General features: G+C 46.0%; 25 protein-coding genes, 1 tRNA gene and 1 rRNA gene. 23 read left to right on the top strand and 4 right to left on the bottom strand.

Features of this window, described 5'->3' with window-relative positions; all coding sequences use genetic code 11:
- Positions 1-4: 4 nt before the first annotated feature.
- A complete protein-coding gene (locus tag MHZ95_RS19585; RefSeq protein WP_239392490.1) occupies positions 5-1,450 on the bottom strand; it encodes a four-carbon acid sugar kinase family protein in 1,446 nt (481 codons plus the stop codon).
- Complete coding sequence (gene garR, locus MHZ95_RS19580) at positions 1,451-2,347, bottom strand: 2-hydroxy-3-oxopropionate reductase (RefSeq protein ID WP_239392489.1); 897 nt, start codon at positions 2,345-2,347, stop codon at positions 1,451-1,453.
- Positions 2,348-2,639: 292 nt separating this feature from the next.
- Between garR and MHZ95_RS19575 the strand changes: the two genes are divergently transcribed.
- On the top strand, positions 2,640-3,275 hold the full coding sequence (locus MHZ95_RS19575) for a GntR family transcriptional regulator (protein ID WP_239392488.1): 636 nt from the start codon (positions 2,640-2,642) through the stop codon (positions 3,273-3,275).
- Positions 3,276-3,361: 86 nt separating this feature from the next.
- Here the strand turns inward: MHZ95_RS19575 and MHZ95_RS19570 are convergent, their stop codons facing one another.
- Positions 3,362-3,529, bottom strand: coding sequence for an aspartyl-phosphate phosphatase Spo0E family protein (locus MHZ95_RS19570; RefSeq protein WP_239392487.1), 168 nt, complete (start codon positions 3,527-3,529; stop codon positions 3,362-3,364).
- Between the two features lie 194 nt (positions 3,530-3,723).
- On the opposite strand from MHZ95_RS19570, the gene MHZ95_RS19565 reads away from it, so the two are divergent.
- The 7 genes from MHZ95_RS19565 (at position 3,724) to MHZ95_RS19535 (ending at position 8,987) form a co-directional block, all read left to right on the top strand.
- Positions 3,724-5,313 carry a putative polysaccharide biosynthesis protein gene (locus MHZ95_RS19565; RefSeq protein WP_239392486.1) on the top strand — a complete coding sequence of 530 codons (1,590 nt, stop codon included), beginning with the start codon at positions 3,724-3,726 and terminating at the stop codon, positions 5,311-5,313.
- A 5-nt stretch (positions 5,314-5,318) separates the two neighbouring features.
- Positions 5,319-6,779 carry a bifunctional methyltransferase/pyrophosphohydrolase YabN gene (gene yabN, locus MHZ95_RS19560; RefSeq protein ID WP_239392485.1) on the top strand — a complete coding sequence of 487 codons (1,461 nt, stop codon included), beginning with the start codon at positions 5,319-5,321 and terminating at the stop codon, positions 6,777-6,779.
- Positions 6,776-7,066, top strand: coding sequence for an RNA-binding S4 domain-containing protein (locus MHZ95_RS19555; RefSeq protein WP_239392484.1), 291 nt, complete (start codon positions 6,776-6,778; stop codon positions 7,064-7,066). The genes yabN and MHZ95_RS19555 overlap by 4 nt, the downstream gene beginning before the upstream one ends.
- A gap of 87 nt (positions 7,067-7,153) precedes the next feature.
- Positions 7,154-7,450: a sporulation protein YabP gene (gene yabP / locus MHZ95_RS19550; RefSeq protein ID WP_239392483.1), complete on the top strand. Its 297-nt coding sequence runs from the start codon at positions 7,154-7,156 to the stop codon at positions 7,448-7,450.
- On the top strand, positions 7,447-7,914 hold the full coding sequence (gene yabQ, locus MHZ95_RS19545; RefSeq protein ID WP_239392482.1) for a spore cortex biosynthesis protein YabQ: 468 nt from the start codon (positions 7,447-7,449) through the stop codon (positions 7,912-7,914). Before yabP ends, yabQ begins: the two co-directional genes overlap by 4 nt.
- Positions 7,915-8,015: 101 nt before the next feature.
- Positions 8,016-8,432, top strand: a complete 417-nt coding sequence (locus MHZ95_RS19540; RefSeq protein WP_239392481.1) for a septum formation initiator family protein — start codon at positions 8,016-8,018, stop codon at positions 8,430-8,432.
- A gap of 129 nt (positions 8,433-8,561) precedes the next feature.
- Positions 8,562-8,987 (top strand): S1 domain-containing RNA-binding protein, encoded by a 426-nt coding sequence (locus MHZ95_RS19535; protein ID WP_239392480.1) that lies wholly within the window; start codon positions 8,562-8,564, stop codon positions 8,985-8,987.
- A 209-nt stretch (positions 8,988-9,196) separates the two neighbouring features.
- On the opposite strand, the gene MHZ95_RS19530 is transcribed toward MHZ95_RS19535, so the two are convergent.
- Positions 9,197-9,270: transfer RNA gene (locus MHZ95_RS19530), tRNA-Met, on the bottom strand.
- Between the two features lie 210 nt (positions 9,271-9,480).
- Between MHZ95_RS19530 and MHZ95_RS19525 the strand changes: the two genes are divergently transcribed.
- The 15 genes from MHZ95_RS19525 to MHZ95_RS19455 all read left to right on the top strand — a co-directional run.
- Positions 9,481-11,898 (top strand): SpoIIE family protein phosphatase, encoded by a 2,418-nt coding sequence (locus tag MHZ95_RS19525; RefSeq protein ID WP_239392479.1) that lies wholly within the window; start codon positions 9,481-9,483, stop codon positions 11,896-11,898.
- 108 nt (positions 11,899-12,006) lie between these two features.
- Positions 12,007-13,410 carry a tRNA lysidine(34) synthetase TilS gene (tilS, locus tag MHZ95_RS19520; protein WP_239392478.1) on the top strand — a complete coding sequence of 468 codons (1,404 nt, stop codon included), beginning with the start codon at positions 12,007-12,009 and terminating at the stop codon, positions 13,408-13,410.
- A 29-nt stretch (positions 13,411-13,439) separates the two neighbouring features.
- On the top strand, positions 13,440-13,982 hold the full coding sequence (hpt, locus tag MHZ95_RS19515) for a hypoxanthine phosphoribosyltransferase (protein ID WP_239392477.1): 543 nt from the start codon (positions 13,440-13,442) through the stop codon (positions 13,980-13,982).
- A 305-nt stretch (positions 13,983-14,287) separates the two neighbouring features.
- Positions 14,288-16,312 carry an ATP-dependent zinc metalloprotease FtsH gene (ftsH, locus tag MHZ95_RS19510; protein ID WP_239392476.1) on the top strand — a complete coding sequence of 675 codons (2,025 nt, stop codon included), beginning with the start codon at positions 14,288-14,290 and terminating at the stop codon, positions 16,310-16,312.
- Between the two features lie 183 nt (positions 16,313-16,495).
- Entirely contained in the window at positions 16,496-17,260 is a 765-nt protein-coding gene (locus MHZ95_RS19505; RefSeq protein WP_239392475.1) for a type III pantothenate kinase, read from the top strand.
- A gap of 18 nt (positions 17,261-17,278) precedes the next feature.
- Positions 17,279-18,166 carry an Hsp33 family molecular chaperone HslO gene (hslO, locus tag MHZ95_RS19500; protein ID WP_239392474.1) on the top strand — a complete coding sequence of 296 codons (888 nt, stop codon included), beginning with the start codon at positions 17,279-17,281 and terminating at the stop codon, positions 18,164-18,166.
- Entirely contained in the window at positions 18,144-19,076 is a 933-nt protein-coding gene (locus tag MHZ95_RS19495; protein WP_239392473.1) for a peptidyl-prolyl cis-trans isomerase, read from the top strand. Before hslO ends, MHZ95_RS19495 begins: the two co-directional genes overlap by 23 nt.
- Positions 19,077-19,248: 172 nt before the next feature.
- Complete coding sequence (gene cysK / locus MHZ95_RS19490; RefSeq protein ID WP_239392472.1) at positions 19,249-20,172, top strand: cysteine synthase A; 924 nt, start codon at positions 19,249-19,251, stop codon at positions 20,170-20,172.
- Between the two features lie 145 nt (positions 20,173-20,317).
- On the top strand, positions 20,318-21,727 hold the full coding sequence (locus tag MHZ95_RS19485; protein WP_239392471.1) for an anthranilate synthase component I family protein: 1,410 nt from the start codon (positions 20,318-20,320) through the stop codon (positions 21,725-21,727).
- Between the two features lie 16 nt (positions 21,728-21,743).
- The gene (gene pabC, locus MHZ95_RS19480) at positions 21,744-22,598 is read left to right on the top strand and encodes an aminodeoxychorismate lyase (RefSeq protein ID WP_239392470.1); all 855 of its coding nucleotides are present in this window, start codon (positions 21,744-21,746) and stop codon (positions 22,596-22,598) included.
- Positions 22,598-23,449 carry a dihydropteroate synthase gene (gene folP, locus MHZ95_RS19475; RefSeq protein ID WP_239392469.1) on the top strand — a complete coding sequence of 284 codons (852 nt, stop codon included), beginning with the start codon at positions 22,598-22,600 and terminating at the stop codon, positions 23,447-23,449. The genes pabC and folP overlap by 1 nt, the downstream gene beginning before the upstream one ends.
- A gap of 7 nt (positions 23,450-23,456) precedes the next feature.
- Positions 23,457-23,825, top strand: coding sequence for a dihydroneopterin aldolase (folB, locus tag MHZ95_RS19470; RefSeq protein WP_239392524.1), 369 nt, complete (start codon positions 23,457-23,459; stop codon positions 23,823-23,825).
- Entirely contained in the window at positions 23,822-24,340 is a 519-nt protein-coding gene (gene folK, locus MHZ95_RS19465; RefSeq protein ID WP_239392468.1) for a 2-amino-4-hydroxy-6-hydroxymethyldihydropteridine diphosphokinase, read from the top strand. Before folB ends, folK begins: the two co-directional genes overlap by 4 nt.
- A 158-nt stretch (positions 24,341-24,498) precedes the next feature.
- The gene (gene lysS, locus MHZ95_RS19460) at positions 24,499-25,989 is read left to right on the top strand and encodes a lysine--tRNA ligase (protein ID WP_239392467.1); all 1,491 of its coding nucleotides are present in this window, start codon (positions 24,499-24,501) and stop codon (positions 25,987-25,989) included.
- Positions 25,990-26,542: 553 nt separating this feature from the next.
- Positions 26,543-26,601 (top strand): 16S ribosomal RNA (locus MHZ95_RS19455); the annotation flags it as partial.

Genomic DNA, 26,601 nt, shown 5'->3' with positions numbered 1-26,601 from the left:
CGGATTAGTCATTTAAAATATCAACGGTCTCTTTTAAAGTCGTCACGGCGCCTACATTGCCTGGGAAGATGACATACGTCATGCTTGGGAACTTGCTTTCTTCTCCAGTGATCCATACAGGGATGCCCGGCTTAATTTGACCAGCGACTGTTGCCCTTTTAACTTGCAGGCCTTTTGTTCCAATATCGCTGGACGTAATGCCGCCTTTTGCGATGATGTATTTAGGTCTTACGCTTAAGCGTTGGACAATGCTAGTGACCGCATCTGCGATTTTAACAGAGAGTTTCAGTTCTTCCTCCTGTTTCCCATCTCCGAGATCGAGTCTTTCCCGTCTCGTGTACACCGCCACGGTTTTACCAGAGCGAATAAAGTTCTCGGTCGCTTCAATCACGCGGTCGACTTCTGTTTGGAAATTTTCAGGTTGCAAGACGAGATGGCTATCGAACTCGATGAATTCGATCGTATCCTTTGTTTTTAATACTTCCAGTTGTTCCGTCGTCTTTTTGACGTGCGAACCGACGAGGATCAAACCACCGTGATCCGTCTCTTGTCGAATCAATTCCTCTTTCGTCAATAGCGCTTTGTCGCTGACGCCGCCGATCACTTTTGTCAAGGCTGCCGCACTTCTGAACATGAATTGTTTTCCGTCGTTCATCGCATGAATTAGGGCGATGACAAAAACTTCTACATCTACATAATCGACTGCATTCACAACGACTTTATTGAAATCGTTCACTTGCAGCAATTGGCTTGTAATGCTATCGACATCAAATGCTCGTAAACTTTCAAGTGTAATGTACGTCGTGTTTTCCGCTTGGAATGCACCGTTTGTTTTTTCTTCGACATATTCGCCTAAGTGGGAGCTTGAGTAACCAAATGTTCTATCATTCGCAAATTCTGTCTCGCCAGCCGGTACCAAAATGTCGTCATATTGCACATAGTGAATATTGTCTACTGTGAAACGACCGCCTTCTTTGAAAAACGGCAAGATGACTTCACCGTCATATTGGAGATTCGAATTCGCTTCAATTGTATTTTTTAACACTTCTGTTTCAAGGGGGTAATGACCGCGCAATGTAGAATCGCCACGGCTGATGACAATAAACTCCTTATTCAGCTTTTTAGCGACTTCGACAATGTTTTTGGCGATTTCCGTATGTGTTTCTTCCGTTTCGGCAACGGTCAAACCTCTGGAGTTCGTCAGGATGAAAAACATGGAATTCTCTTCTTGAAAACCTTGCGCCAAACTTTCCACTGACCAATCCGTATAGACGGAAATACCATGAACTGTTTGCACACCTGTTGGGTCGTCATCAAGCACAATAATTTTTTTGTTTAAATCCCTCAATCTGTTTTGAAGCATCTGTTTGACGGCTTGTCCGTCGATTTCCCGGATCTTTCCGAACACGTCTTGAACATTTCTCTTTTCCTTACTTTCGACTGTGGCCATTCATTCAGCCCTCCCGACTGTCACATTTGCAAGTTTCTCATAATATTGAACGATTCCGCCGTGATCGTCCGCAGCCTTGCCATCCACTTTTAACGCATGGAAAATTTCCAACAAGTGGCTGGATAATGGCATCGGAACACCGATATTGTGTGCAGTTTCCATCACGTTGGAAATATCTTTTAAGTTAATATCAATTCTTCCGCCTGCAACGAAATTGCGATCGAGAATCAAAGGAACTTTGGCATCTAGAACGGCACTGCCGGCTAATCCGCCTCTGATCGCTTGGTACATTTTTTCGACATCGATGCCTGCTTTGGCAGCCAATACTAAAGCTTCTGACATCGCGGCAATATTTAAGTTCACAATAACTTGGTTCGCTAATTTTGCTGTTGTGCCGCTTCCGTTGCCTCCGACTAATGTGATTTCGGAGCCCATTGCACTTAGAACATCTTTCACTTGCTCAAATACTTCTTCCTTGCCACCAACCATGATTGCAAGCGTACCGTCTATCGCTTTCGGCTCTCCACCACTAACTGGGGCATCGAGCATGTCCACTCCTTGTTTTTCCGCTTGAGCGGCAATCTCTTGCGAAACGACAGGCGAAATTGAGCTCATATCAATGATGACGGCCCCCTTATTGGCCCCGTTCAGCACTCCATTTTCACTTAAGACGACTTGTTGAACATGATGAGAAGCAGGAAGCATGGTAATGATGACATCGCTATTCGCACCGACTTCTTTGGCAGAATCCGCCGCTGTAGCACCAGCATCTACTAAAGTTTGTACCGCTTCTTTATTTAAATCGTTCACTGTAAGTTCGTAGCCTTTGGACAGTAAATTTAATGCCATCGGTTTCCCCATAATCCCTAACCCGATAAAACCAATTTTTTTCGACATATTCATTCCTCCTAGTGATTTGAGTGTTCCCTGCTTTATGTTGTGCAATACGTTGAATTCATGTACAACTGTAACCGTTTACAGCTATCTTAACGCCTTTATTGTATACTTTTTATTATGCTTTGTACACAAATTAAACTATTTTGTGTGCGATAAAATAGGCTGAAAGAGGACGCCTGCTGTCCTCATCTTCAGTAAAAAGACAATTGCTGAAAGATGATAAACTTTCCTTCATCTACTATTTTTGATAACGTTAAGAATCATAGGGTATAGAAAATTAGGAGAGAACGACATGACTCGAAAAAATACACAGTCCCGCCCTGCATACCTTCAAGCATATGAGGTGATTCGGGATCGAATCCTTAACGGAGAAATACCAGGCGGTACGAAAATCGTGGAAGAAAAATTGGCGACGGAATTAGGGTTTAGCCGTACGCCTATTCGAGATTCTTTGCGGCAACTGGCACATGAAGGGCTTATTGTGAATAAGAAAGTCGTGCAACCGTCAGAAAAAGACTTGATCGATCTATTTGAAGTGAGGAGCCTGTTAGAAGGAGCCTCGGTTAAATCAGCGGCGACCTATTTGGCGGAGGAAGATTTACAAGCGCTTTCCGAGTGCATCCGAATGGGGAGAGAGGGGTCCTTTGAAGAAATCATGGATGCCAATGAACGCTTTCATGAAATTATCGTACAGGCGAGTGGGAATGCCTTAATGATTGAAACGATCGATCGGATGAAGTCCATCATCTATCTATTTCGTAAAACCGTTGTGCTCAACAAACGACCAAGGTTAATCGATGAGCATGAAGAGATCTATGAAGCGATCAAGGCGAGAGACACTGAGAAGGCACAACAACTCATGGAAGCTCATTTGCAGGCGGATCTAGATTTTTGCCTACGTATCTTGAGAAGCTCAAGTCAACGCTAAAGGCTTGTGGAATAAGTGTACCCTCGACAAATCGGAAACCGCCAATTTGTCGAGGGTACTTTTATGAAATATCATGATGTCATTAGTTATAAAGAATTAATTCTTTGGTACTTATTTAATAATGTATCTAACTCTTGACTGACTGCTACCACTTCAGGATGAGTAAAACCAAAAAGTTTCGCTTTTACATACATACGTTTTCTTTTATGGTTAATTTGAAATAAAAGAATATGCTTTTTAGAGATAGCTCTCATATTCCTTACCCCCTTAGGTTATTCATATTGGAATGATTTCAATTATGTTCATTTGTCAAATCAAATAGTCGATACTTACTATAGGGATTTCCCCTACTCTGAAGGAAATAAACCTGTTTTTAGTCGGAAAATAGGTCAATGAGTCGTTCATGGTATAATCGGGGCAAGATGTACGAAAAGAAAGAGGCATGGATATGGCGCAACAAGGGGATATGAAAACGTTCATGAAAGGTGCGTCGATCCTGACGATATCGGCAATTATCGTGAAATTGCTCAGTGCGGTTTATCGGGTGCCGTTTCAAAATTTAGTGGGAGATAAAGGGTTCTACATTTACCAACAAGTGTATCCATTCGTCGGCATTTTTATCGTTTGGACGTCGTATGGTTTTGCGGTGGCCGTGTCCAAATTGTTGGCGGGCCGTACAAAGGCTGGAGAGGCGAAAGCCATGATGCGTGTGGCATTCTTGTATCTACTCATCCTCTCCTTGCTGTTTTTTGTCGTTTTGACTGTTTTCGCTCCATTCTTTGCCCGTCTCATGGGGGATCCTTCCTTAGCCCCGTTATTGCGGGCGGGAGCGTATATTGTCTTGGTGATGCCTGCGTTAGCCGTGTTGAAAGGCTCGTTTCAATCGGAAGGGCAGATGACCCCGGTAGCTGTTTCGGGTGTCGGTGAACAGGCTTTCCGCGTTGCGGTCATTCTAATTGGGACATGGCTTGCGGTACGGACAGGAGCTTCTCTCTATACCGCGGGCGAAGTGGCGATATGGGGAACTGTTGTCGGAGAAGTGGCGGGAGTGGCGATTCTTGCGCTCTATTCCCGAAATGCGTTCAAAGGACCTTTCGCAAAGGTGGATACGTGGCGCATCGTGAAAGAGTTGACCGTTGTCAGTGTCAGCGTTAGTGCAAGTTCCCTCATCCTCCTGTTATTTCAGATCGTTGATTCGTTTACCATCTACAATATCCTTCTATCATCCGGTTTTGTGGCTGACAGAGCGATGGAGATGAAAGGTGTTTACGATCGCGGACAGCCCCTAGTGCAAATGGGCATTCTCATTGCATCGACACTGGCGCTCGCAATCGTTCCTTTGATTGCCCGTCATACGACAAAGCAGGGGGGGCGGGGGGCGGGACCATTTGTTCGGTTGACATTCAGGATCGCTGTTCTATTTGGCGGGGCTGCTGCAGTGGGTCTCGCCCTTATCCTCCCTTTTGTCAATGAAATGCTGTTTGAAACGCGTAAGGGGTCGCTGGCACTGATCATCTTCTTGTTCCAAGTATTTTGGCTTTCGCTCATTTTACCTTTAACCGCCATCCTTCAAGGGATAGGGAAAGTGAAGATTCCAACGCTGTTCCTACTGGGAGGGCTTGGGGTGAAAATTGTCGCTAATCTTCTTCTTGTCCCTCTTTGGAACGTCACGGGGGCAGCGATTGCAGGCAATATCGGTTTTGCGGCGATTTCGTTAGGTCTTGTGCTTTATTTTAAACGAGTGTGGCCGATCCAGCTGGCTCCACGTCGCTTTTACGGCTGGGTGCTGGTGGCTGCAGCACTTATGGCTGCAGTCCTCTTACCGTGGACGCTGGTGGCGGACGGGACGCTATTCGATCAATTGCCATCTCGCATCGGAGCGACGCTCATCGCCTTCACATCTGTAATCGCAGGAGCAGTTGTTTTCCTGTTCATCATCCTAAAATCACGTATAATGACGGAGAAAGAGTGGTATCTCCTGCCATTCGGCAAACGTTTAGCGATCTTGCAATTACGACTCCATAATAGAAAAAGGTGAAGAAGATGCATCAGTTAACAGTGATCGGTCTCGGGGCAGGTGAACTTGCCCAACTTTCCCTTGGGACCTATCGGAAATTAAAAGAAGCGGACCATCTTGTCGCGCGAACAGATCAGCACCCGGCTATCGCGGAATTAAGGGCGGAGGGTGTCGCGTTAACCAGCTTCGATGAAATTTACGAAAACAATGATTCATTTCAAATGGTCTATGAAAAGATTGTGGATGAGCTGTTGAAGATGTGTGCGGAACGTCCGGTTACCTATGTCGTACCGGGGCATCCTCTCGTAGCGGAACGGACAGTCCAACTGCTGATCGAGAAAGAGCGGGAAGGCATCGTCAAATTGGCTATTGCAGGAGGAAACAGCTTCCTGGATCCAATATTTGCGGCGTTGCGCATTGATCCGATTGAAGGTTTTCAGCTGTTGGATGGTACGGATTTACAACGTGATGCTGTGCAGATGAGGCAACATGTGTTGATTGCCCAAGTGTATGACGCCTTTGTCGCATCCGAAGTGAAGTTATCACTGATGGAGAAGTACGCATATGACCATCCGGTGACAATTGTCACAGCAGCAGGTTCGACAGATGAAAAACTGACAACAGTTCCATTGTTTGAATTGGACCGGGTGACTGAAATCGACAATTTGACAACGGTCTATGTTCCTCCAGCCGTTTCACGGGAGGAACGGTTGAAAGATTGGTCGACCTTCAGGGAAATCATCGCAGCTTTACGAGCGCCTGATGGCTGTCCTTGGGATCGCGAACAAACCCATGAGACATTGAAACGCCATCTGATCGAGGAAGCGCATGAATTGCTTGAGGCGATTGATCAAGGGGACGATGAAGCCATTGTTGAAGAACTTGGAGACGTGCTGTTACAAGTGTTCTTACATGCACAAATCGGTGAAGATGAAGGCTATTTCGTGCTCGAAGACGTGCTGCAAGCTGTCGCTTCGAAAATGATCCGCCGTCATCCGCATGTATTCGGAAATGACAATGTGGAGAGCTCGGAAGAAGTGCTTCAAAATTGGCAGGAAATTAAAAATAGTGAAAAGCCGCAAACGGCATCCCTTTTGGATGGACAAGACCGTCATACGTCATCGCTTCTGACCTCTTTCAATTACCAGAAAGCGGCGGCAAGGGTCGGGTTTGATTGGCCGGCAATCGACGGAGCAATTGAAAAATTCGAAGAAGAATGGCAGGAATTCCAGCATGAAGTCCAGCAGGGAACGAAGGAACGCCAAATGGATGAATTGGGAGATGTGCTGTTCACGATCGTCAACATCTCGCGCTTCTTGAAACTTTCTCCGGAGGAAGCGATGGTCCATGCCAACCAGAAATTCAAATCCCGTTTTACATTTGTGGAAGCTTGCGTAAAGAAAGGTCGCGGCCATTTTTCTGAGTATACACTCGACGAACTTGAAGCGTTTTGGCAACAAGCAAAGGAAAGGGGAGAGCATGGATGAGACTTGATAAATTTTTGAAAGTATCCCGCCTCATTAAACGGCGGACACTTGCTAAACAAGTGGCTGATCAAGGCCGCATTACGATCAACGGGAAAGTTGCAAAAGCATCTTCCGTTGTGAAGGAAGGCGATGAGTTGGCGATTCGTTTCGGTCAGAAAATCGTCACTGTCACTATCGATCAGCTGAAAGATACGACGAAAAAAGAAGATGCAGCATCGATGTACACCATTTTGAAAGAAGAGAAGCTTGAAAAAGTGGAACCGGAATTTATCGATGATGAAGACTGAGAAGCATGACGGGGATTTCCCTGTCATGTTTTTTTATGTCCAGGCATATGATGGCTGTGAACGTACAAGCAGAGGAGGAAGCAAAGTATGCAAATTCAAACAGACAGTCCTACGTACGCGATACCGTCCGGCGATCATGTCGTCACAATGCGTAACAGAAAAAGGATGGACCTCACATCAGTCAAATCGATCGACCGCTTCGATCAGGAAGAGTTTCTTGTTCGGACATCACAGGGGCTGTTGCAAATACGCGGAGAGGAACTGCGCATCGTCCATCTGGATGTCGATAAAGGGCTTCTCACATTGGAAGGGACGGTTACAACTCTCCAATATGATGAAGAAGAAACAGGTTCACGGAATTTCCTCCATAAATTGTTTGGATGAGTCTATCTGTTCAGTTTCTTAGCTTGCTTGCAATGATTGGGACAGGCATTGCAGCGGGAGCGTTCATGGACATGATCGGGACGGGGACTGCCTATGCTGGAAAAAAGTCATTCATTCGCAAATATGCCGTAGCCATTGAAGTGATCGGATGGGTGCTCGTAGGCTGTGCAACATTCTATGTTCTTTACCTCGTAAGAGATGGAGCTTGGCGGATGTACGATCCGGTTGCTCAAGTGAGTGGATTGTTGTTATACGCAAGTTTTTTTTATCGGCCGTTCCGTCTGTTCGGAAGAATTGTACTCTTGTTAGTTGTCAAGCCGCTTTGGTTCATGATACGTCTGATTGTTTCCGTTGTCCGGCAAATTATCCGTTTGCTCATGAAAATTCTTTCAGTACTTGTGCTGCCCTTTGTCAAGCTCTTCCGTCTCATTTCTATGAAACGCTTTAAAAGAAAAGAGAAGTGAGCTATAATCGATATACTAACCGCTTGTCCCCATATCGTTCGGGCAAGTTCGAATGGGATCAAGACTTCCGGTGGATTCGATTAGGAGAGGAAGTGCAGGACATGGAACAGAAGAAGAGGAAATCGTCCGCAACTATCGCGTCGATCGAAACCGAATATGTCCGCTCCCTGCAAAAGAAAGCAAGCAGGAAGCACGCGCGAAAAATCCGGTTATATCGTAGATTGACTGTCTTTGCGATAGTGGCGGCGATCATTCTTGTCGGCATGACGCAGATGTACATGAAGCAAAAACAGGTACTGGAAGCAAAGGAACTTGAAAAGATGGAAATGATTTCTCAACTTGAAGAGGTGCAACAAGAACAGGAAACATTGAAAAGACAGCTCGTCAAATTGGATGATGATGACTATATTGCGAAGTTAGCGCGTAAAGACTACTTCTTGTCTGAAAACAACGAGATTATTTTCTCCATTCCAGAAAATAAGAAGAAAACGGATAAAAAAGACAACGGAAAAGAGTAGTCTTATTGACACTCTTTTTTTGTTGGCTATAATGGGAGTAAGAATCTTGCATTTTGCAGGGCTCGTCAAAGCGGTTGCAAAGCGACCGACGAGGAGTCCGCTTAAATTTTAAGGAGGAGCATTTTTTTTATGTCAATTGAAGTAGGCAGCAAGTTAGAGGGGAAAGTAACAGGAATCACAAACTTCGGAGCATTTGTTGAGCTACCGAACGGTTCGACAGGTTTAGTCCATATTAGTGAAGTGGCGGACAATTATGTCAAAGATATCAATGATCATTTGAAAGTCGGCGACATGATTGAAGTGAAAGTGATGAATGTCGGTACTGATGGAAAAATCGGATTATCGATTAGAAAAGCAAAACCGGAATCAGAGCGTCCGGAACGTCCTCAACGCCCTCAACGTCCTCGTCATGGAGGTGGTCGTCCATCGAACGATCGCCCGGAGAATTTTGAGCAGAAGATGGCGAAATTCATGAAAGATAGCGAAGAGCGACTTTCTACTTTGAAGAGAGCGACAGAATCGAAACGCGGTGGACGCGGCGCAAGAAGAGGGTAATTTGCTAGCTGTTTCAATTCATGAAAAAATGTACAGTAGATAAAATAGCGGCGGACATTAGGTGACTTACCTAGCGTCCGCCGCTTTTCGTCATATTTGTTTTCAATTGTCGCATTTTTTGAAGTCGATAGCACTGTATTCTAAGAAACAACAAAAAAGCGGTCTTGTCCATAAGGTGTTTACCTCTTAGACAAGATCGCTTGAAAGGATGGCGGCAGAGGGGATCGAACCCCCGACCTTACGGGTATGAACCGTACGCTCTAGCCAGCTGAGCTACGCCGCCAGTATAGGTTCCGGAGGTGTTCAATGGGACATCTCGGAACAACAGTTTCTATCATACATGCGAATAACCTTCATGTCAACACTTCTTGGAAAAAAGAAAAACAGTCCGTAAGGCGTCGAAATATTTTGTTTACTCATTGTCAGGAACAGACAATTTCTTTCCATCTGCTTATGTATACTGGGTGCATAGTAGACATAGGGGGAATGGGAAATGAAACTGATAGACAATGTAGCACGACCTGTTGGCGAGCCGATTCGACTATATTTCGAAACACTCAGCAAGCGTAGGCTGCACATCTTCATTGCAGGTCTATTCTTAGTAGGTTCCTTCTTCTTGGCGCAAGCTGTCTTGTTTGATACAGCGGTCCCGTTTTTCTTGCCGGTATGGGCGTTGGCGCGTGCCCGTTATCGGAAATACTTGATGTGGGTGTTTATTGGCGGTATGTGTGGTAGTGCGTTTCTTGGCTTGGGACAAGCCGTCATCCATTTACTACAGTTAGCGCTATTCAACGCAGTCACCAAGTACGCATTCATGCGAAAATCGATGCCATTGACGGTGGCAGGCTCGATTATCGTCGTCCAAATGCTTTGGCAGTTTTTGATGCATATGGGGCAACCGCCTGTGCATACCCAATTATCGATCGGGTTTGAGGCGGTGTTGGCTGCATTCATGACATTCTTCCTCTTTATCGCTTTCCCGGCTGCCGACCGCATCTATTTTGGTAAATGGACGCCTGAACGGCTTGGCGCGGCGTGTATTATTGGGGCGATGGCTACAACGGGGATGGGAGCCATTATGATTGGACATGTTTCAGTTGCGGGTGCTTTGATCCATCTCGCGATTTTGCTCGCAGCTCTTGTAGGGGGCTTGCCGTTTTCAACGACTGTTGCCATGATCATCGCTGCCATTGTAGGTATTGCGGAGTTATCCTTCACGGGAATGATGGCAGTTTACGGCATGACAGGATTTTTTGCCGGAGCCCTTAGCCGCTTCAAAAAAATCGGCATTGCACTTGGAGGCGTTTCCGTATCGTTATTTTTCCTGCTTTACGATTTGACATTGCCGTTGGATAATACACACTTCATTACACTAGGCGTTGCTACGCTCATCTTTTTCCTTATCCCATCGAAAAAGTTGGAGCCGATTCGTCAAGTTTTTCATCCGGAAAGCACGGAAGTGTCAGAAAAGCGTCATAAGTGGTTATCGGATCGGTTGGACGAGCAGTTATCCGATTTCCGCCAGTTTTCGGAGTTCATGTCCACGCTTGTCGGAGGCCGTTTCCCGGCTACTGAAAAGTCGGATCCATCTGCGCTGCAAGATGTCCCTAAAACATGTCAGTCCTGTTTTCGGTATGCAAAATGTTGGGAAGGCGGCAATGATGACATGGCCCAGTTGCTTCAAGATTGGGAAACGACGTATTCTATGACGACAAAGGCGCCGCGCCATCGGGTGGAAGAAAAGATCAACTATAAATGTATCCGCTTTAACGGGCTCATTACAGAATTGGAAGAGCAATCCGCCAGTCGCTTATTGACCGGGCAGCTGCAGCACGGAAGGAAGATGCTGGCGCTTCAACTGCGGGATATGAGTACGCATTTGGACAAAATCATGCATGAAATCAAAGAGGATCTGTCTGTCTACAAGCCTGCTGAAGAAGAATTGGCGAACCGGCTGGACAAGTTGGGAATTGAATACTTCCAAATCGATATTTTGGCTGGGGAACGTGGGTCCCGGCGCGTCGTTTGCTGTATTCCGGAGAAGCGCTCGGATTTTGAAACCGATACGACGGTTGCGGAACGGCTCATCTTGCCGGTTCTTGAAGAAATGTATGAAGAGCCTTTTCAAGTCGCCAAATCTCTCGTAAGACAAGAACCGTTCCCGCATCTTCAATTGACCTTCACTTCTGCCGTTCGTTTTTCGCTCGACTACGGCATTGTAGCGGCGGCGGGAGGGGGGACTTTCCACGCGGGCGACGCCTATGAAGTGTTTCCACTCCATGATGGCTTGACGGCCGTCTTGTTATCGGACGGAATGGGGAAAGATTTGAATGCGTATCGGGAAAGCCGAAAAGTGATCCGGCTGATGCGTGAATGCTTAAACCGTAAAATGGATCCGGAAACCGCTATGCACACGCTTCACTACATGATGTCCTTAAATGGATTGGATGATATGTATGCCACGCTTGATTTGGCTTTAGTGGATCTACAAGATGGCCGCCTTTGGTCATGGAAAGCCGGTTCGATGAGCACGTATATCAAACGGGGGGAAGATTTCTTAAGAATGGATAGCAAATCGGTGCCTGTCGGATTTCTACCTTCATTCTCTGTCGAGGCGAAAAATGAACAGCTGAAGTCAGGAGATATTATCGTAATGATGACCGATGGGGTGTTCAATGGAGATGTAGCCCTTGAAGTGCAAGAAAAGACATTGTATAGCACGCTTGAACGATATGGGAACCATAATTGTGATAAAATTGCAGAACGGATCATGAACAATATGGAAATGAAATATCAGGCTGTATCCGACGATCGAACTGTATTGGTTATGAAAGTCGAGCACGTGCTTCCTTCTTGGTCAAGTTTCAGGCCTTCATCACAATCGCGTAAATTCGGGAAAATGACGGGGTGAAATGTTGAACGCCGACAATAACTTGAACTTGGGGCATCCTATCGCTAAACTTTTTATAATAAAGTTGTCATAACGAAAACCGAATATGTTGAAGAGGGGGCCGCAAAGGTGAAAAATTTGCATGCTACCGTTTTGCGGTTTATCAAGGAACAATCACTCGTAATGGCAAGAGACCGGGTTCTTGTCGCTTGTTCCGGTGGCGTCGATTCAGTAGCGCTTTTATACTTCATGGCTACACACCAACGCGAACTGGGCATAGAAGTCGGCGCCGTTCATATAGATCATATGTTACGTGGAGAAGAATCGGTCGAAGATGGGCTGTTTGTAGAACAACTGTGTAAAACGTTAGGTGTGCCGTTTTTTGGCAGGAATGTCCCGGTTCCTCAGCTGCTGAAGGAAGAAGGAGGGAATGTGCAAGATGTCTGCCGGACCGGGCGATATGCTTTGTTTACGGAGTTGATGCAGGGAGAATCCTACAACACTTTGGCAACCGCTCATCATGCAGAGGACCAACTTGAAACGATATTGATGCAAGTGGCGAAGGGGAGGAAGCCTGTCGGGATGCCGGTGAAACGGGAGATGGGCGGGGGTATGCTGATCCGCCCATTCCTGTCGGTGATGAAAGAAAGCTTATATGCGTATACTGTCGAACATCAGTTGCAATATCGGGAAGATCCGAGCAATGAAAGCGACGCCTATATGCGCAACCGTATCCGTCATCACTTGCTCCCGTTCGTATTGGAGGAAAACCCCGCTGCTGCCAAAAATGCAGTGAAAATATCCGGCTGGTTACAAGAAGATGAAGACCTGCTTAGCGAGTTGGCCGTGGAGCAATATGAACGGATTGTGGACTTTTCGGAAGAAGGGATTGTTTCTTTAGAAAAAGAACTGTTTTCCCGCATACACCCTGCTTTACAAAGGCGCGTAATTACACTAGTATTAAGGTATATTTATGATGGGGAAAGTCTACCCGTTCCCTACAATTCCACTTTGATTAATGAACTGCTATTTCATGTTTCTGAGCAGAGTGGAAATGTGTCGATCAGTCTTCCGCGCGGTTATCAATTGTTGAGAGAGTACGATCAGTTGACGTTTGTCCGGGATCCCAAGCAATCGGACGAAGTATTGCGGAAGCGGCTGCCGAAACGGGTTTGGACGGATATAGGGAATGGTCTGTCCCTTTTTTGGACGGACGTAGAGGATGCCACTGAAGCATTGCGTATGGATGCGGATGACATATTCTATGTTGATTTGCCCGATTCAGCTTTTCCTTTATCCGTTAGGAGGAGGGAAGAGGGGGACCGGATTCTGTTACCTGGTATGAGCCATGCGAAACGTTTATCCAGGCTGTTTATTGATGAAAAAGTACCGATGACAGAGCGTGACCGTTTACCGGTGATCGTAACGGCACAAGATAGAGTTTGTGCGATACCGGGATTGCGGTATGGTGTGGCGTTTACACGAAATAGAACAGAGCGGAGTAATTACATAGTTAGTTTGCGGAAGTTCTAATCGATTTGTTGGAAAGAGGAGGAATTTCGATGTTGGAAAAAGATATCGAAGAAGTATTAATCACGGAAGAAGAAATCCAAGGGAAAATCGAAGAGCTGGGAGCGGTATTGACAGAAGAATACCAAGATAAGTTCCCATTGGCTATTGGTGTATTGAAAGGTGCCCTTCCTTTCATGAGCGATCTTATTAAGCGGATTGATACGTACATTGAACTCGATTTCATGGATGTGTCGAGTTATGGGAATGCGACGGTTTCTTCGGGAGAAGTGAAAATCATCAAGGACTTGAATACAAGTGTCGAAGGACGCGACGTATTGATTCTCGAGGATATTATCGATAGCGGAAAAACATTGAGCTACCTCGTTGATTTGTTGAAGTATAGGAAAGCGAACTCCATTAAAATCGTCACGCTGTTGGATAAGCCTACTGGTCGGAAAGTAGACTTGAAGGCGGACTATGTTTGTTTTGACGTGCCCGACGCATTTGTGGTCGGATACGGATTGGATTATGCAGAAAAATACAGAAACCTACCTTACATCGGTGTGTTGAAAAAGGAAATCTACTCTTTCTAAAAGCTTCCCAATTTTGTTCCGGATACGGACGATCAATCACGCCTCGGCGTGATTGCGTCTAGATTTTGAATTGAGCAAGGCTCAATTAATTCCTTTCAAAATCTGTGACATCCGCCGGAGGCTTTATCTTCGTTCAGAGGGCGTTTGAACACCCGCTGAACAGGAAACAAAATCGCAAACACTCACCACCTATCGAGGTGGGAGTCTTCTGCTGAATGAAGATAAAGCATTTTCGTTGTAGGATGAATCTTACATATGGTAAGATTTACACTAGTTTTCTGTTTAATGAGATGAGGAGGCTTGGGATGAATCGGATACTTCGATACTTTCTATTATACGGGCTGATTTTCCTTGCAATCATGGGGATTTTCAGTTCACTTAATAATACGGATCAAAGGACTAAAGACATTGACTTCACAGAGTTCGTCACCTTGCTTTCGGATGGTAAGGTAAAAGAATTCACACTTCAGCTTGATCAGCTCGTTTACGTGGTCAGAGGTGAAATGGAACCCGCAAAAGGGGATGAAACCGGCGAAATGTTCATTACGAACATGGCGCAAGACAATGAACAAATGATGAATACAGTGACCGCGGCAGCCGAAACGACAAATACGAAGTATAAATTCCTACCGGCACCTTCGACGAGCGCATGGGTATCCTTCTTCACAGGACTCGTACCTTTCATCATCATCTTCATTCTTTTCTTCTTCCTATTGAACCAAGCACAGGGTGGCGGCGGTGGCCGTGTCATGAACTTTGGTAAGAGTAAGGCGAAGCTTCATACGGATGAAAAGAAGAAAGTCCGTTTTACGGATGTCGCAGGAGCAGACGAAGAGAAAGCGGAACTTGTGGAAGTTGTTGACTTCCTGAAAGATTCTCGTAAATTCGCAGAAGTCGGCGCGCGTATTCCGAAGGGGATCTTGTTAGTGGGACCTCCTGGTACGGGTAAAACATTATTGGCACGTGCAGTTGCAGGGGAAGCGGGCGTTCCGTTCTTCTCCATCTCAGGGTCCGACTTCGTTGAAATGTTTGTCGGTGTTGGGGCATCCCGTGTACGTGACCTATTTGAAAATGCAAAAAAGAATGCACCATGTATTATTTTTATTGATGAAATCGATGCAGTCGGCCGTCAACGTGGCGCTGGCCTCGGTGGTGGGCACGATGAGCGTGAACAAACATTGAACCAACTCCTCGTTGAGATGGATGGTTTTGGCGAAAATGAAGGGATCATCATCGTAGCGGCTACAAACCGACCAGATATCCTTGACCCGGCACTTCTACGTCCTGGCCGTTTTGACCGTCAAATTACGGTTGGCCGTCCGGATGTAAAAGGACGGGAAGCGGTTCTGAAAGTGCATGCGCGCAACAAGCCGCTGGATGATACAGTTAACTTGAAGGCACTTGCACAACGCACGCCAGGTTTCTCCGGTGCAGATCTTGAAAACTTATTGAATGAAGCGGCATTGGTCGCAGCGAGAAGCAACAAAGCGAAAATCGATATGTCTGATATCGACGAAGCGACAGACCGTGTCATTGCTGGACCAGCAAAAACGAGCCGGGTCATTTCTGAGAAGGAACGGAATATCGTTGCTTTCCACGAAGCGGGTCACGTCGTTGTTGGGCTCATGCTGGATGACGCTGAAATCGTTCATAAGGTAACGATTGTTCCGCGCGGTCAGGCAGGCGGTTATGCCGTTATGCTACCGAAAGAAGACCGTTATTTCATGACAAAACCGGAACTTCTCGACAAGATTGCCGGCCTTCTTGGAGGGCGCGTTGCGGAGGAGATCGTACTCGGAGAGGTATCTACGGGTGCACATAATGACTTCCAGCGTGCAACAGGCATCGCGCGTTCGATGGTAACGGAATATGGAATGAGCGACAAGCTTGGACCGATGCAATTTGGTCAATCTCAAGGTGGTAACGTCTTCCTTGGCAGAGATTTCAATTCCGAACAAAACTATTCCGAGCAGATCGCGTATGAAATTGACCAAGAAATGCAAACGATTATTAAAGACCAATATGATCGTACGAAACAAATTCTTACAGACAATCGCAAGTTGCTTGATCTGATTGCAACGACGCTTCTCGACGTGGAAACGCTGGATGCGGAACAGATCAACCACTTGAAAGACCACGGTACGTTACCGGATCGTCCGTATGACCGTAACGGAGCCGCTAATGCGGATAACGATGCGGCAAACGAAGGAAATGACGCGGTCATTTCCGATGCAACAGGTGCTCCGACAGATCCTTCCATCGGTGATTTGCCGAAAGAGAAGACACCGGATCAGCCATTGAAACCGATCGACGAAGACCGTCGCGGCTAATAATATAAAAACTGACTGTTTCTTTTGAAACAGTCAGTTTTTATTTCCTGGGCACAAACGAATTTGTTGAAAAATGAATCTTTTCTCGAAGGATTACTTGTGAGCGGTTACTTCTGCTTTTGCTCCCTTGTAAGTGTATGGTATGATGTGTGGGAAAACGTCGAAGTTAGCGAGGAAACCATTATGATTTTAGTGTTGGATACAGGGAATACGAATATCGTCCTAGGTGTCTATGAACAAGGACAATTGAAGCATCATTGGCGTATGGAGACCTATCGGCATAAAACAGAAGATGAGTATGCGATGCAAGTGAAAGCCCTATTTTCGCATGTTGACCTTTCCTTTGCTGATATAAAAGGCATCATAATTTCGTCAGTTGTTCCGCCGGTCATGTTTCCGCTGGAACAAATGTGTAAAAAGTACTTCCATCAAAAACCGCTCATCGTCGGGCCGGGCATAAAAACTGGTTTGAATATCAAGTACGAAAACCCGCGTGAAGTGGGAGCTGACCGGATTGTTAACGCAGTCGCAGCTATCCATGAGTACGGGGATCCACTCATAATTGTGGACTTCGGGACGGCAACGACTTATTGCTATGTCAACGAGAAGGCAGAGTATATGGGTGGTGCCATTGCACCCGGCATCGGGATTTCGATGGAGGCGTTGTTTGACCGTGCATCCAAGCTGCCGCGTATTGAACTGACGAAGCCGGATCATGTTGTCGGCAAAAATACGATAGCAGCTATGCAAGCCGGCATTGTCTATGGATATGTCGGGCAAGTTGAAGGAATCGTTGCGCGGATGAAAGCGCAAAGTAAAGTGGAGCCGAAAGTGATTGCGACAGGTGGCTTGGCGGAGCTAATTGCCAGCGAGACGTCAATCATTGATGTTGTCGATAACTTTCTCACATTGAAAGGGCTTCACTTGATCTACGAACGAAACATGTAAAAGGAGAAGAGAAAATAAATGAAAGATTACTTAGTAAAAGCACTTGCATATGACGGGACAATTCGGGCGTATGCGGTCCGATCAACAGAGACGGTCGGTGAAGTGCAACAACGTCATGCGATGTGGCCGACAGCTACTGCAGCACTTGGTCGCGCGATGACAGCGGCAGTCATGATGGGTGCGATGGTCAAAGGTGAAGATAAATTAACGATCAAAATCGAGGGGAAAGGTCCCATTGGTTCGATGATCATCGATGCTAATGCACACGGGGAAGTGCGCGGTTATGTCACCAATCCACAGACGCATTTCGATTTGAATGCCCAAGGGAAGCTCGATGTGAGCCGGGCGGTCGGCACAGATGGCATGCTGACGGTTGTGAAAGACTTGGGATTGCGTGATTTCTTCACGGGGCAAGTTCCGATTATTTCCGGGGAAATTGCCGAGGATTTCACACAGTATTTTGCTGTATCGGAGCAAGTTCCTTCTGCTGTTGGGTTGGGCGTCTTAGTCAATCCGGATAACACGGTTAAAGCGGCTGGCGGTTTCATCATCCAAGTCATGCCGGGCGCGACTGACGAAACCATCAGTCAACTGGAAGAACGGATTGCGACGGTCGAGCCCATTTCGAAATTGATCGATCGTGGACTTACGCCCGAAGAGATTCTCGGTGAAGTGTTAGGTGCAGATAACGTGGATATTCTGGATCGGATGGACGTTTCATTCAATTGCAATTGCTCGAAAGAACGATTCGGCAATGCCATCATCGGACTTGGTGAACAACAGATCCAAGAGATGATTGAAGAGGATGGAAAAGCGGAAGCACACTGTCATTTCTGCTTGGAAACATATGTTTATCCGAAAGAGGAACTGGAAGGTTTCATCGATGAAATACGGTCGGGTTCATGAGCCGAAAACAGCCGGTCCACAAAAGCGTAAACTAAAGACCAAGCCACTGCTCATCATGATCGGTATTCTTTTTGCAATGAACGTTTTTTGGTTTATCGGTTGGCTTATTCCAGACAAATCAAAAAAACCGATGCTGCCGGATGAGGAAGTGGCTTCGGTTGCGGGCAAGCCGATTACGAGGGAACAGTGGATGACGGCGATGGAAGAGAAAGTGGGCCGTGAAACGTTGTTGAACCTCGTTAATGATCAGGTGATGGAGGCGGCTGCTAAGAGCTACGACATTACTGTCACCGACAAAGAAATCGATCTTGAAATCGCGTTGATCCGCTCTGTCGACGGGCATGCTTATACAGGGATGGATCTGGAAGATATGCGGCAGAAAATCCGTTCGACGCTAATCCTTGAAAAGGTGCTGACGAAAGATATTGTCATCGAGGATGATGCAATCGAGGATTATTATGAAGAAAACACTTCCTTGTTCCATACATTGACAACCTATCGCACAGCGATCATCGTGGTTCCGACAAAAGAAGAGGCGGAACAGACATTGGATGAGCTGTCGAAAGGGTCGAGTTTTGAAGTACTTGCCAAAGAACGGTCCACCGAACTTGCATCGGCAAGCCTTGGAGGTGATATCGGTTACCTTAACGCATCGACCGATGTGATCGACAAGGCCATTGTAAAAACCGCGACGGGCATGAAAGAAGAGGCTGTCAGTGACCCTATCCTGCTGAAAGATGGATCATACGCCATTATCCATGTCAGCGAAGTGATGGAAGGTCAATCTTTCGACTACAAAGATGTCAAAGACCATATTCAACGTGGATTGGCGATGGAACAACTCCCTCGATCGGTCAGTCCGGAAACGTTCTGGAAAGAATTTGATGCGGAATGGTTTTATAGCAAATAAGAATGCTGTTTGGAGACCCGTGTAACTAGGTGCATCCAAACAGCTTTTTATCTTCGTTAAGCAAATAAAAAACGACAAGTCCGAAGATTCTATTATTGACAGTTGCATATATTGGTAGTATGATGAAAGTAATAAAGTGTATCGAAATAGTAGGGATTAGGAGAGGATCATGATGACGTTAGTAGGAAATTCGATTGTAGATTTAGTCGGAAAAACACCTTTAGTAAAAGTGAACCGCTTGACAGGTCCGGATGATGCAGAAGTCTATTTGAAATTGGAATACTTCAACCCGGGCTCCAGTGTTAAAGACCGTATTGCGGTGGCAATGATTGAAGCGGCTGAAAAAGCCGGAGACTTGAAAGAAGGAAGCACGATTATTGAGCCGACGAGTGGGAATACAGGAATCGGTCTTGCAATGGTTGCGGCAGCGAAAGGTTACAAAGCAGTTCTTGTCATGCCGGATACGATGAGTACGGAACGTCGTAACTTGCTGCGTGCATACGGGGCTGAACTTGTTTTAACACCGGGAGCCGAAGGGATGAAAGGTGCAATCACGAAAGCGGAAGAACTTGCAAAAGAAAATGGCTGGTTCGTTCCGCAACAATTCAACAACGAAGCAAATCCGGAAGTTCACCGTTTGACGACAGGTCCTGAAATCGCCGATGCACTGGATCGTGTAGATGCATTCATTTCTGGAATCGGAACAGGCGGTACAATTACGGGCGCAGGAAGCGTGTTGAAGGAACGTTTCCCGGATGTACAGATCATTGCAGTCGAACCAACAGATTCTCCTGTACTTTCTGGTGGAAAACCGGGTCCGCATAAAATCCAAGGAATTGGTGCTGGTTTTGTACCGAAAGTGTTGGATACGGATATTTACAATGAAATCATTCAAGTGTCGAACGACGAAGCGTATGAAACAGCTAGACGTGCAGCGCGTGAAGAAGGAATCTTGGGTGGCGTTTCTTCAGGTGCGGCAATCTATGCGGCACTACAAGTTGCTAAAAGACTTGGAAAAGGGAAAAAAGTCGTTGCAGTTCTTCCTTCAAATGGAGAACGCTACTTGAGTACACCACTTTACCAATTCGACGAATAATAATGGGAAGAGAGAAAGGGCTGAGAGGCCCTTTCTTTTTTGTTTGAAAATCGCTTTTGAGTGTCGTTATTTGTTCTGGCGTAAAGGTGTACGCTCGCGGTAAGATGAGTGTATCCATTTTATTCATTATCGGGAGGCAACAATTATGCAAAAACAGATGCCGAATTATACGGCTTCAGCGATGACGAAAGAGCAATTCTTTTATGCATATAAAGAATTGGCGCAGTTGCATCGCCGTCATCTACTTCTTGAAAGTGGGCGCGGTGGCTCGTTATGTATGGCGGGTATTGATCCGCTTGTGACATTACAAACACTGGAAGGTGATAAACTGCAACTGACTTGGCGGGATGGCACCGTGGAAGTAAGGGAAGGGGAGCCGCTTGAACTGATTGCTGAATTCGTTCAGTCTTATGAGTTGGAATCCATTCCAGGATTGCCAGATTTTCAAGGAGGGGTAACAGGTTTCATCAGCTATGATTATGTGCGCCGCTACGAACCGATCCCTGAAGTTGCAGTCAATGACTTGGATACGCCTGATCTATTCTTTTATTTATTCGATCGATGGGCGGTTTTAGATATTCAAACAGAGACTGCTTATTTCATGACACTTCCGAACCGGGGCTTGGAACCTGCGATGCTGGAGGCGGAGTGGCTGGCAGCTGCTGAACAAGGGATGAGCAAACAAGTTTTTGAAGCTGGTAGCGCGGAGGAAGTCTCTGTGGAACAAGAGGATCTTGCTGTATCGGTTACAGGGCCACAATTCGAGCAGATGGTCCGCGATGTGCAAAGCTATATTTCCAACGGGGACGTCGTGCAAGTGAATCTGACGGTCAGACAGTCGAAGCCGCTCGCTGTACAACCGCTTGCGATGTATGAAGCGCTCCGTTCCTTTAATCCATCACCGTATATGGCATCGATCGGTTCTCCGGATTTTGCGGTCGTTTCGGGATCGCCTGAACTGCTTTTGAAAAAACGTGGCGACGAATTAAGCACGCGTCCAATAGGCGGAACGCGGCGTCGGGGGAAAGACGAACAGGAAGATGCCGCGTTATATGCAGAACTGTTGTCGAATGAAAAAGAGAAAGGCGAACATATTATGCTCGTCGATTTGGAAAAAGAAGATTTTGAACGTATTTGTAGACCGGGAACGGTAGAGACAAATGAATTCATGGTCGTGGAAAAATATTCGCATGTTATGCACCTCGTTTCGAATGTCCGAGGAATGGCGGCGGATGGTTTATCGAATGCGGAGATCGTCAAAGGTGTATTTCCCGGCGGTTCGATAACGGGCTCACCTAAACTGCGTACGATGGAAATTATTGAAGAGTTGGAGCCGACACGGAGAGGACTCTATACGGGATCGATCGGGTGGTTCGGATTCAATGGCGATCTAGAGCTGAATATTGTCATCCGGACAGCTTATATCAAAGATGGAATTGCCCATATCCAAGCAGGAGCGGGTCTTGTAGCGGATTCGGTACCGAAAGCGGAATACGTTGAATCGCTGAATAAGGCAAAAGCGCTCTGGCAAGCGAAAGCGATGGCGGAAAACTGAGAATGGAGGTGCTGGCATGTGGTGCTGGATGAATGGCGAATATATGCGCGCGGGAGATTTGAGGATCTCACCTTTCGACCACGGCTATTTGTATGGTGCAGGTTTTTTCGAAACGTTTCGGACATATGAAGGAAGTGCATGGTTGTTCAGCCAACATATGGACAGGCTACGTACAGCGTTGGAAGAGTATCGCATTGCAATGCCTTATGCAGATACTGACATTCTTGAGGTGGTGCATCAGCTGGATGTGTTTAGCGGTGGCCAAGACGGCTATTTCAGACTGAACGTCTCTGCCGGAGTCCATGATATCGGGCTTGCGCCTTCCGTTTATGGCTCACCGACTGTCATCGTATTTCGAAAAGAACTTCCACCGACCGTCCGGGGAACGGAAAAGAAGGCTGTTTGGCTTGAAACGCCTCGCAATCGCCCGGAAAGCGCTGTGCGCCACAAATCCCATAACTTCTTGAATAATGTTCGGGGGCGGTTGGAACTCCCTTCATTGAAAAAGTTAGAAGGGATTTTTCTCACAGAAGCGGGTTTTGTTGCGGAAGGAGTCACGTCCAATGTGTTTTGGGTCAAAGATGGAATGTTATTCACACCTGGGATTGAAACGGGTATTCTTCCGGGGACTACCCGTGCTTTCGTGATTGAGCTTGCTCGATCATTGGGGATAGAAGTGAAGGAAGGGGTGTATAGCCAAGAGGATGTAGAAAGAGCGGATGAATTATTTGTCACAAACGCGGTGCAAGAAATCGTACCCGTATCGGCAATCGGAGACAAATCGTTCCCAGGAGCTTTCGGGGTTTATTACCAAAAGCTCCACGGAAGTTATATGCAGTCAATAAATGAAATGAAAGAAGGTGGCCAGTGATGGAATTGGCTAAAGCACGGGACCATTACCGGTTTGGAAACACGACTTTGGATTTTGCAAAAGAAACGATCATTATGGGGATTTTGAATGTGACACCAGATTCGTTTTCAGACGGTGGAAAATACGCTGCAATCGACGCTGCACTCAAACATGCGGAAACAATGCTTCGCGATGGTGCAAAAATCATCGATGTGGGTGGTGAATCGACTCGGCCAGGGCATATACAAATTTCGGTGGAAGAGGAGATTGAACGCACGGCTCCCGTCATCGAAGCATTGGCAAAAGAATTCGGTTGTGTAATGTCCATCGATACATATAAAGCACAAGTGGCAGAGGCCGCGGTTCAAGCAGGGGCACATATTATCAATGATATTTGGGGAGCGAAGTACGATCCAGCCATTGCGGAAGTGGCAGCCAAATATGAGGTGCCGATCATTTTGATGCATAATCGTCAAGATGTGGATTATGGCACGGACTTCATGGATGAAGTCGTTGACGATCTGGAAGAAAGTATCGCTATTGCGGTGCGGGCGGGCGTTACGCAGGAAAATATCTGGCTTGATCCGGGAATCGGTTTTGCGCGTAATACAAAGCAGAACATTTGGACGATGCAAGAACTGCGTCGAATTTCGAATATGGGCTATCCTGTTCTTTTAGGCACGTCACGCAAATCTTTTATTGGCAATATCATGGACTTGCCTGTCGAGGAACGATTGGAAGGGACTGGGGCAACAGTCTGTTTTGGGATTGAGCACGGCTGCCATCTTATGCGTGTACATGATGTGAAAGAAATTGCGCGAATGGCAAAAATGATGGATGTGTTAACAGGGAAAACGGTATTTGAAGGGTAGGATTGATTTGGATTATATTCATTTGAATGAAATGGAGTTTTATGGCTATCATGGCGTATTGCCCGAAGAGACGAAATTAGGTCAGCGCTTTCGTGTGACGGTTTCACTTGCGGCGAATTTATCGGAAGCCGGGAAAACTGATGAGTTAGATAAGACGGTCAATTATGCGGAAGTCTATAGTGTGTGCCAATCCGTTGTGGAAGGTAAACCTCTTAAATTAATTGAGACCGTTGCAGAAACAATTGCGGAAGAGATTAAAAGAACATTTGCCGATAAAGTATTTGGTGTTCGTGTCGTGTTGGTCAAGCCGGACCCTCCAATACCCGGCCATTATGCCTCGGTGGCGGTTGAAATTACGAGGGGGCGCTTCGTGTGAATTTGTCGTATATCTCGATTGGTTCGAATATCGGAGACCGATTCCAACATCTTCAGGAGGCGACGCGGGCTCTCCATACATATGAAGGAGTGGAAGTGTTAGCCGTCTCCTCCGTCTATGAAACAGCGCCCGTCGGCTATACTGACCAAGCAGATTTTCTTAATCTAGTTGTGAAGATAGAAACGGATTTAAGTGCACATGAATTGCTGGAAGTGTGTCAAAAAACTGAACAAGAACTTGGGCGCGAACGCACAATTAGATGGGGACCCCGCACGGTAGACCTTGACATTTTACTGTACAATAACGACAATATTGCAGTGGAGAAGTTGACTATACCGCATCCGCGCATGTATGAACGGGCATTCGTTCTCATCCCCCTCCTTGAAATCGAGCCATCTATCGCTCATCCGATTACAGGAAGGTTAGTTTCAGAGGAAGCTGCTGTCCAAGATAGTGGCGTGGTGTTATGGAAAAGGATTGACGGAGTCGAACATTTCTTGCAAATGAAGGAATGACACTGTATTACAAATGATTCGGGCTGTCATATCATGTGGCGTCTTTTTTTATTACATAATAGGTCCTTGGATAAGTTATACGTGTCCAGTCGGCGCAAATTGTGTACAATAGGTGCATGCTGTCTAATGCATCGGACAAAAATGAAGGAGTGAAAGAAATGTCCCATTTGGATGAACTAAACGATCAGCTTCTGGTGAGACGCCAGAAGATGGAAGATATACGGGAAAGTGGATTGGATCCATTCGGTTCAAGATTTGAACGGACACATCTGTCAAATGAGATACGGGAACAATATGAGGAGCTATCGAAAGAAGAGCTTGATGAAACACCACACGAAGTGAAAATTGCGGGCCGGATCATGACGAAGCGCGGTAAAGGAAAAGCGGGATTCGCTCATTTACAAGACCTTGGCGGCCAAATCCAAATTTACGTGAGACAAGATGCCATCGGTGAAGAGGCATACAAACTCTTCAATAGTACGGATCTAGGTGATATCGTCGGGATTTCAGGAACGGTATTTAAAACTAAAGTCGGTGAATTATCCGTAAAAGCGACTGAATTCACGTTCTTGACGAAAGCATTGCGTCCTCTGCCGGAGAAATTCCACGGGTTGAAAGATATTGAACAACGCTATCGTCAACGTTATTTGGACTTGATTGCAACCGAGGGAAGCAAAGAGACATTCATCCTAAGAAGTAAGATCATACAATCGATGCGCCGTTATTTAGATGGACAAGGTTTCTTGGAAGTCGAAACGCCGATGCTTCATTCAATTGCGGGAGGAGCTTCAGCACGTCCTTTTATCACGCACCATAATACGCTCGATATGGAACTGTATATGCGTATTGCTATCGAACTCCATTTAAAACGCCTCATTGTAGGAGGGCTCGAGAAAGTCTATGAAATCGGTCGTGTATTCCGGAATGAAGGGATTTCAACGCGCCATAACCCTGAATTTACAATGATTGAGCTATACGAAGCGTATGCAGATTATAAAGACATTATGGAACTAACGGAAAATCTAATCGCGCATATTGCGCAAGAAGTCCTCGGTACAACGCAAGTGACGTATGGAGAAGATGTAATTGATCTTGCTCCAGGATGGACGCGACTTCATATGGCGGATGCAGTAAAAGAATATACAGGCGTTGACTTCTGGAAAGAGATGACGAAAGAAGAAGCGCATGCACTCGCGAAAGAACATGGAGTAGAAGTGACGCCTCCAATGGAAGTTGGACATGTATTGAATGAGTTCTTCGAACAAAAAGTGGAAGAACAACTTGTACAACCGACATTCATCTTCGGCCATCCGGTTGAAATCTCTCCGCTTGCGAAGAAAAATGCAGAAGATGGTCGCTTCACAGATCGCTTTGAATTATTTATCGTTCGCCGTGAACATGCAAATGCCTTTACAGAACTGAACGATCCAATCGATCAACGCCAACGCTTCGAAGCGCAATTAGTTGAAAAAGAACAAGGAAACGATGAAGCGCATGAAATGGATGAAGACTTCATTGAAGCACTTGAATATGGTTTACCACCAACAGGAGGACTCGGAATCGGGGTCGATCGCCTTGTCATGCTATTGACGAATGCACAATCGATTCGCGACATCCTACTCTTCCCGCAAATGCGTTCAAAAGAATAAATGATTCGCCCCCATGCAAAGCTGTTTCAATACGCTTTGCATGGGGGCTTTTGTTTTCATTGGTTTCGGGAGAAGCGACCCGCTTCTATAAAGGACGGTATGAATAATTCAATATAAGAGGGTTTAAACTCTAGGCGCAATTTAGCCAAGGTATAATCAATTAAAATAAAATGACATGTATTTTGAAATTAGTGTTGCAATCGGAAAGACATGCTGGTATAGTAAAGAACGTTGCGCTTCCGGTATACGGAAACAACGAAAAAAGTTTAAAAAAGTTATTGACTTCTATCTGACGAAGAGTTATGATAGTAAGCGTCGCACTTCTGGTGTACAAAATAACGACAAAAGAAATTAAAAAAAGTTGTTGACATCGAATCGGCAAAGTGATAAGATATAAGAGTTGCTGCTGAAACGCAGTAACGATATGAACCTTGAAAACTGAACAGCAAAACGTTAACAAATACAGTTTGTTGAACCAACTCTGTTGAGGATACAAACACAAACGAATCTTCGGATTCAAAGTCAGCAAGAAATGAGCTATTCATTTTCTTCTTTTATGGAGAGTTTGATCCTGGCTCAGGACGAACGCTGGCGGCGTGCCTAATACATGCA

Source organism: Sporosarcina sp. ACRSM (genome assembly GCF_022346545.1).
GTDB lineage: Bacteria > Bacillota > Bacilli > Bacillales_A > Planococcaceae > Sporosarcina.
This window is presented reverse-complemented; position numbering and strand designations above follow the sequence as displayed.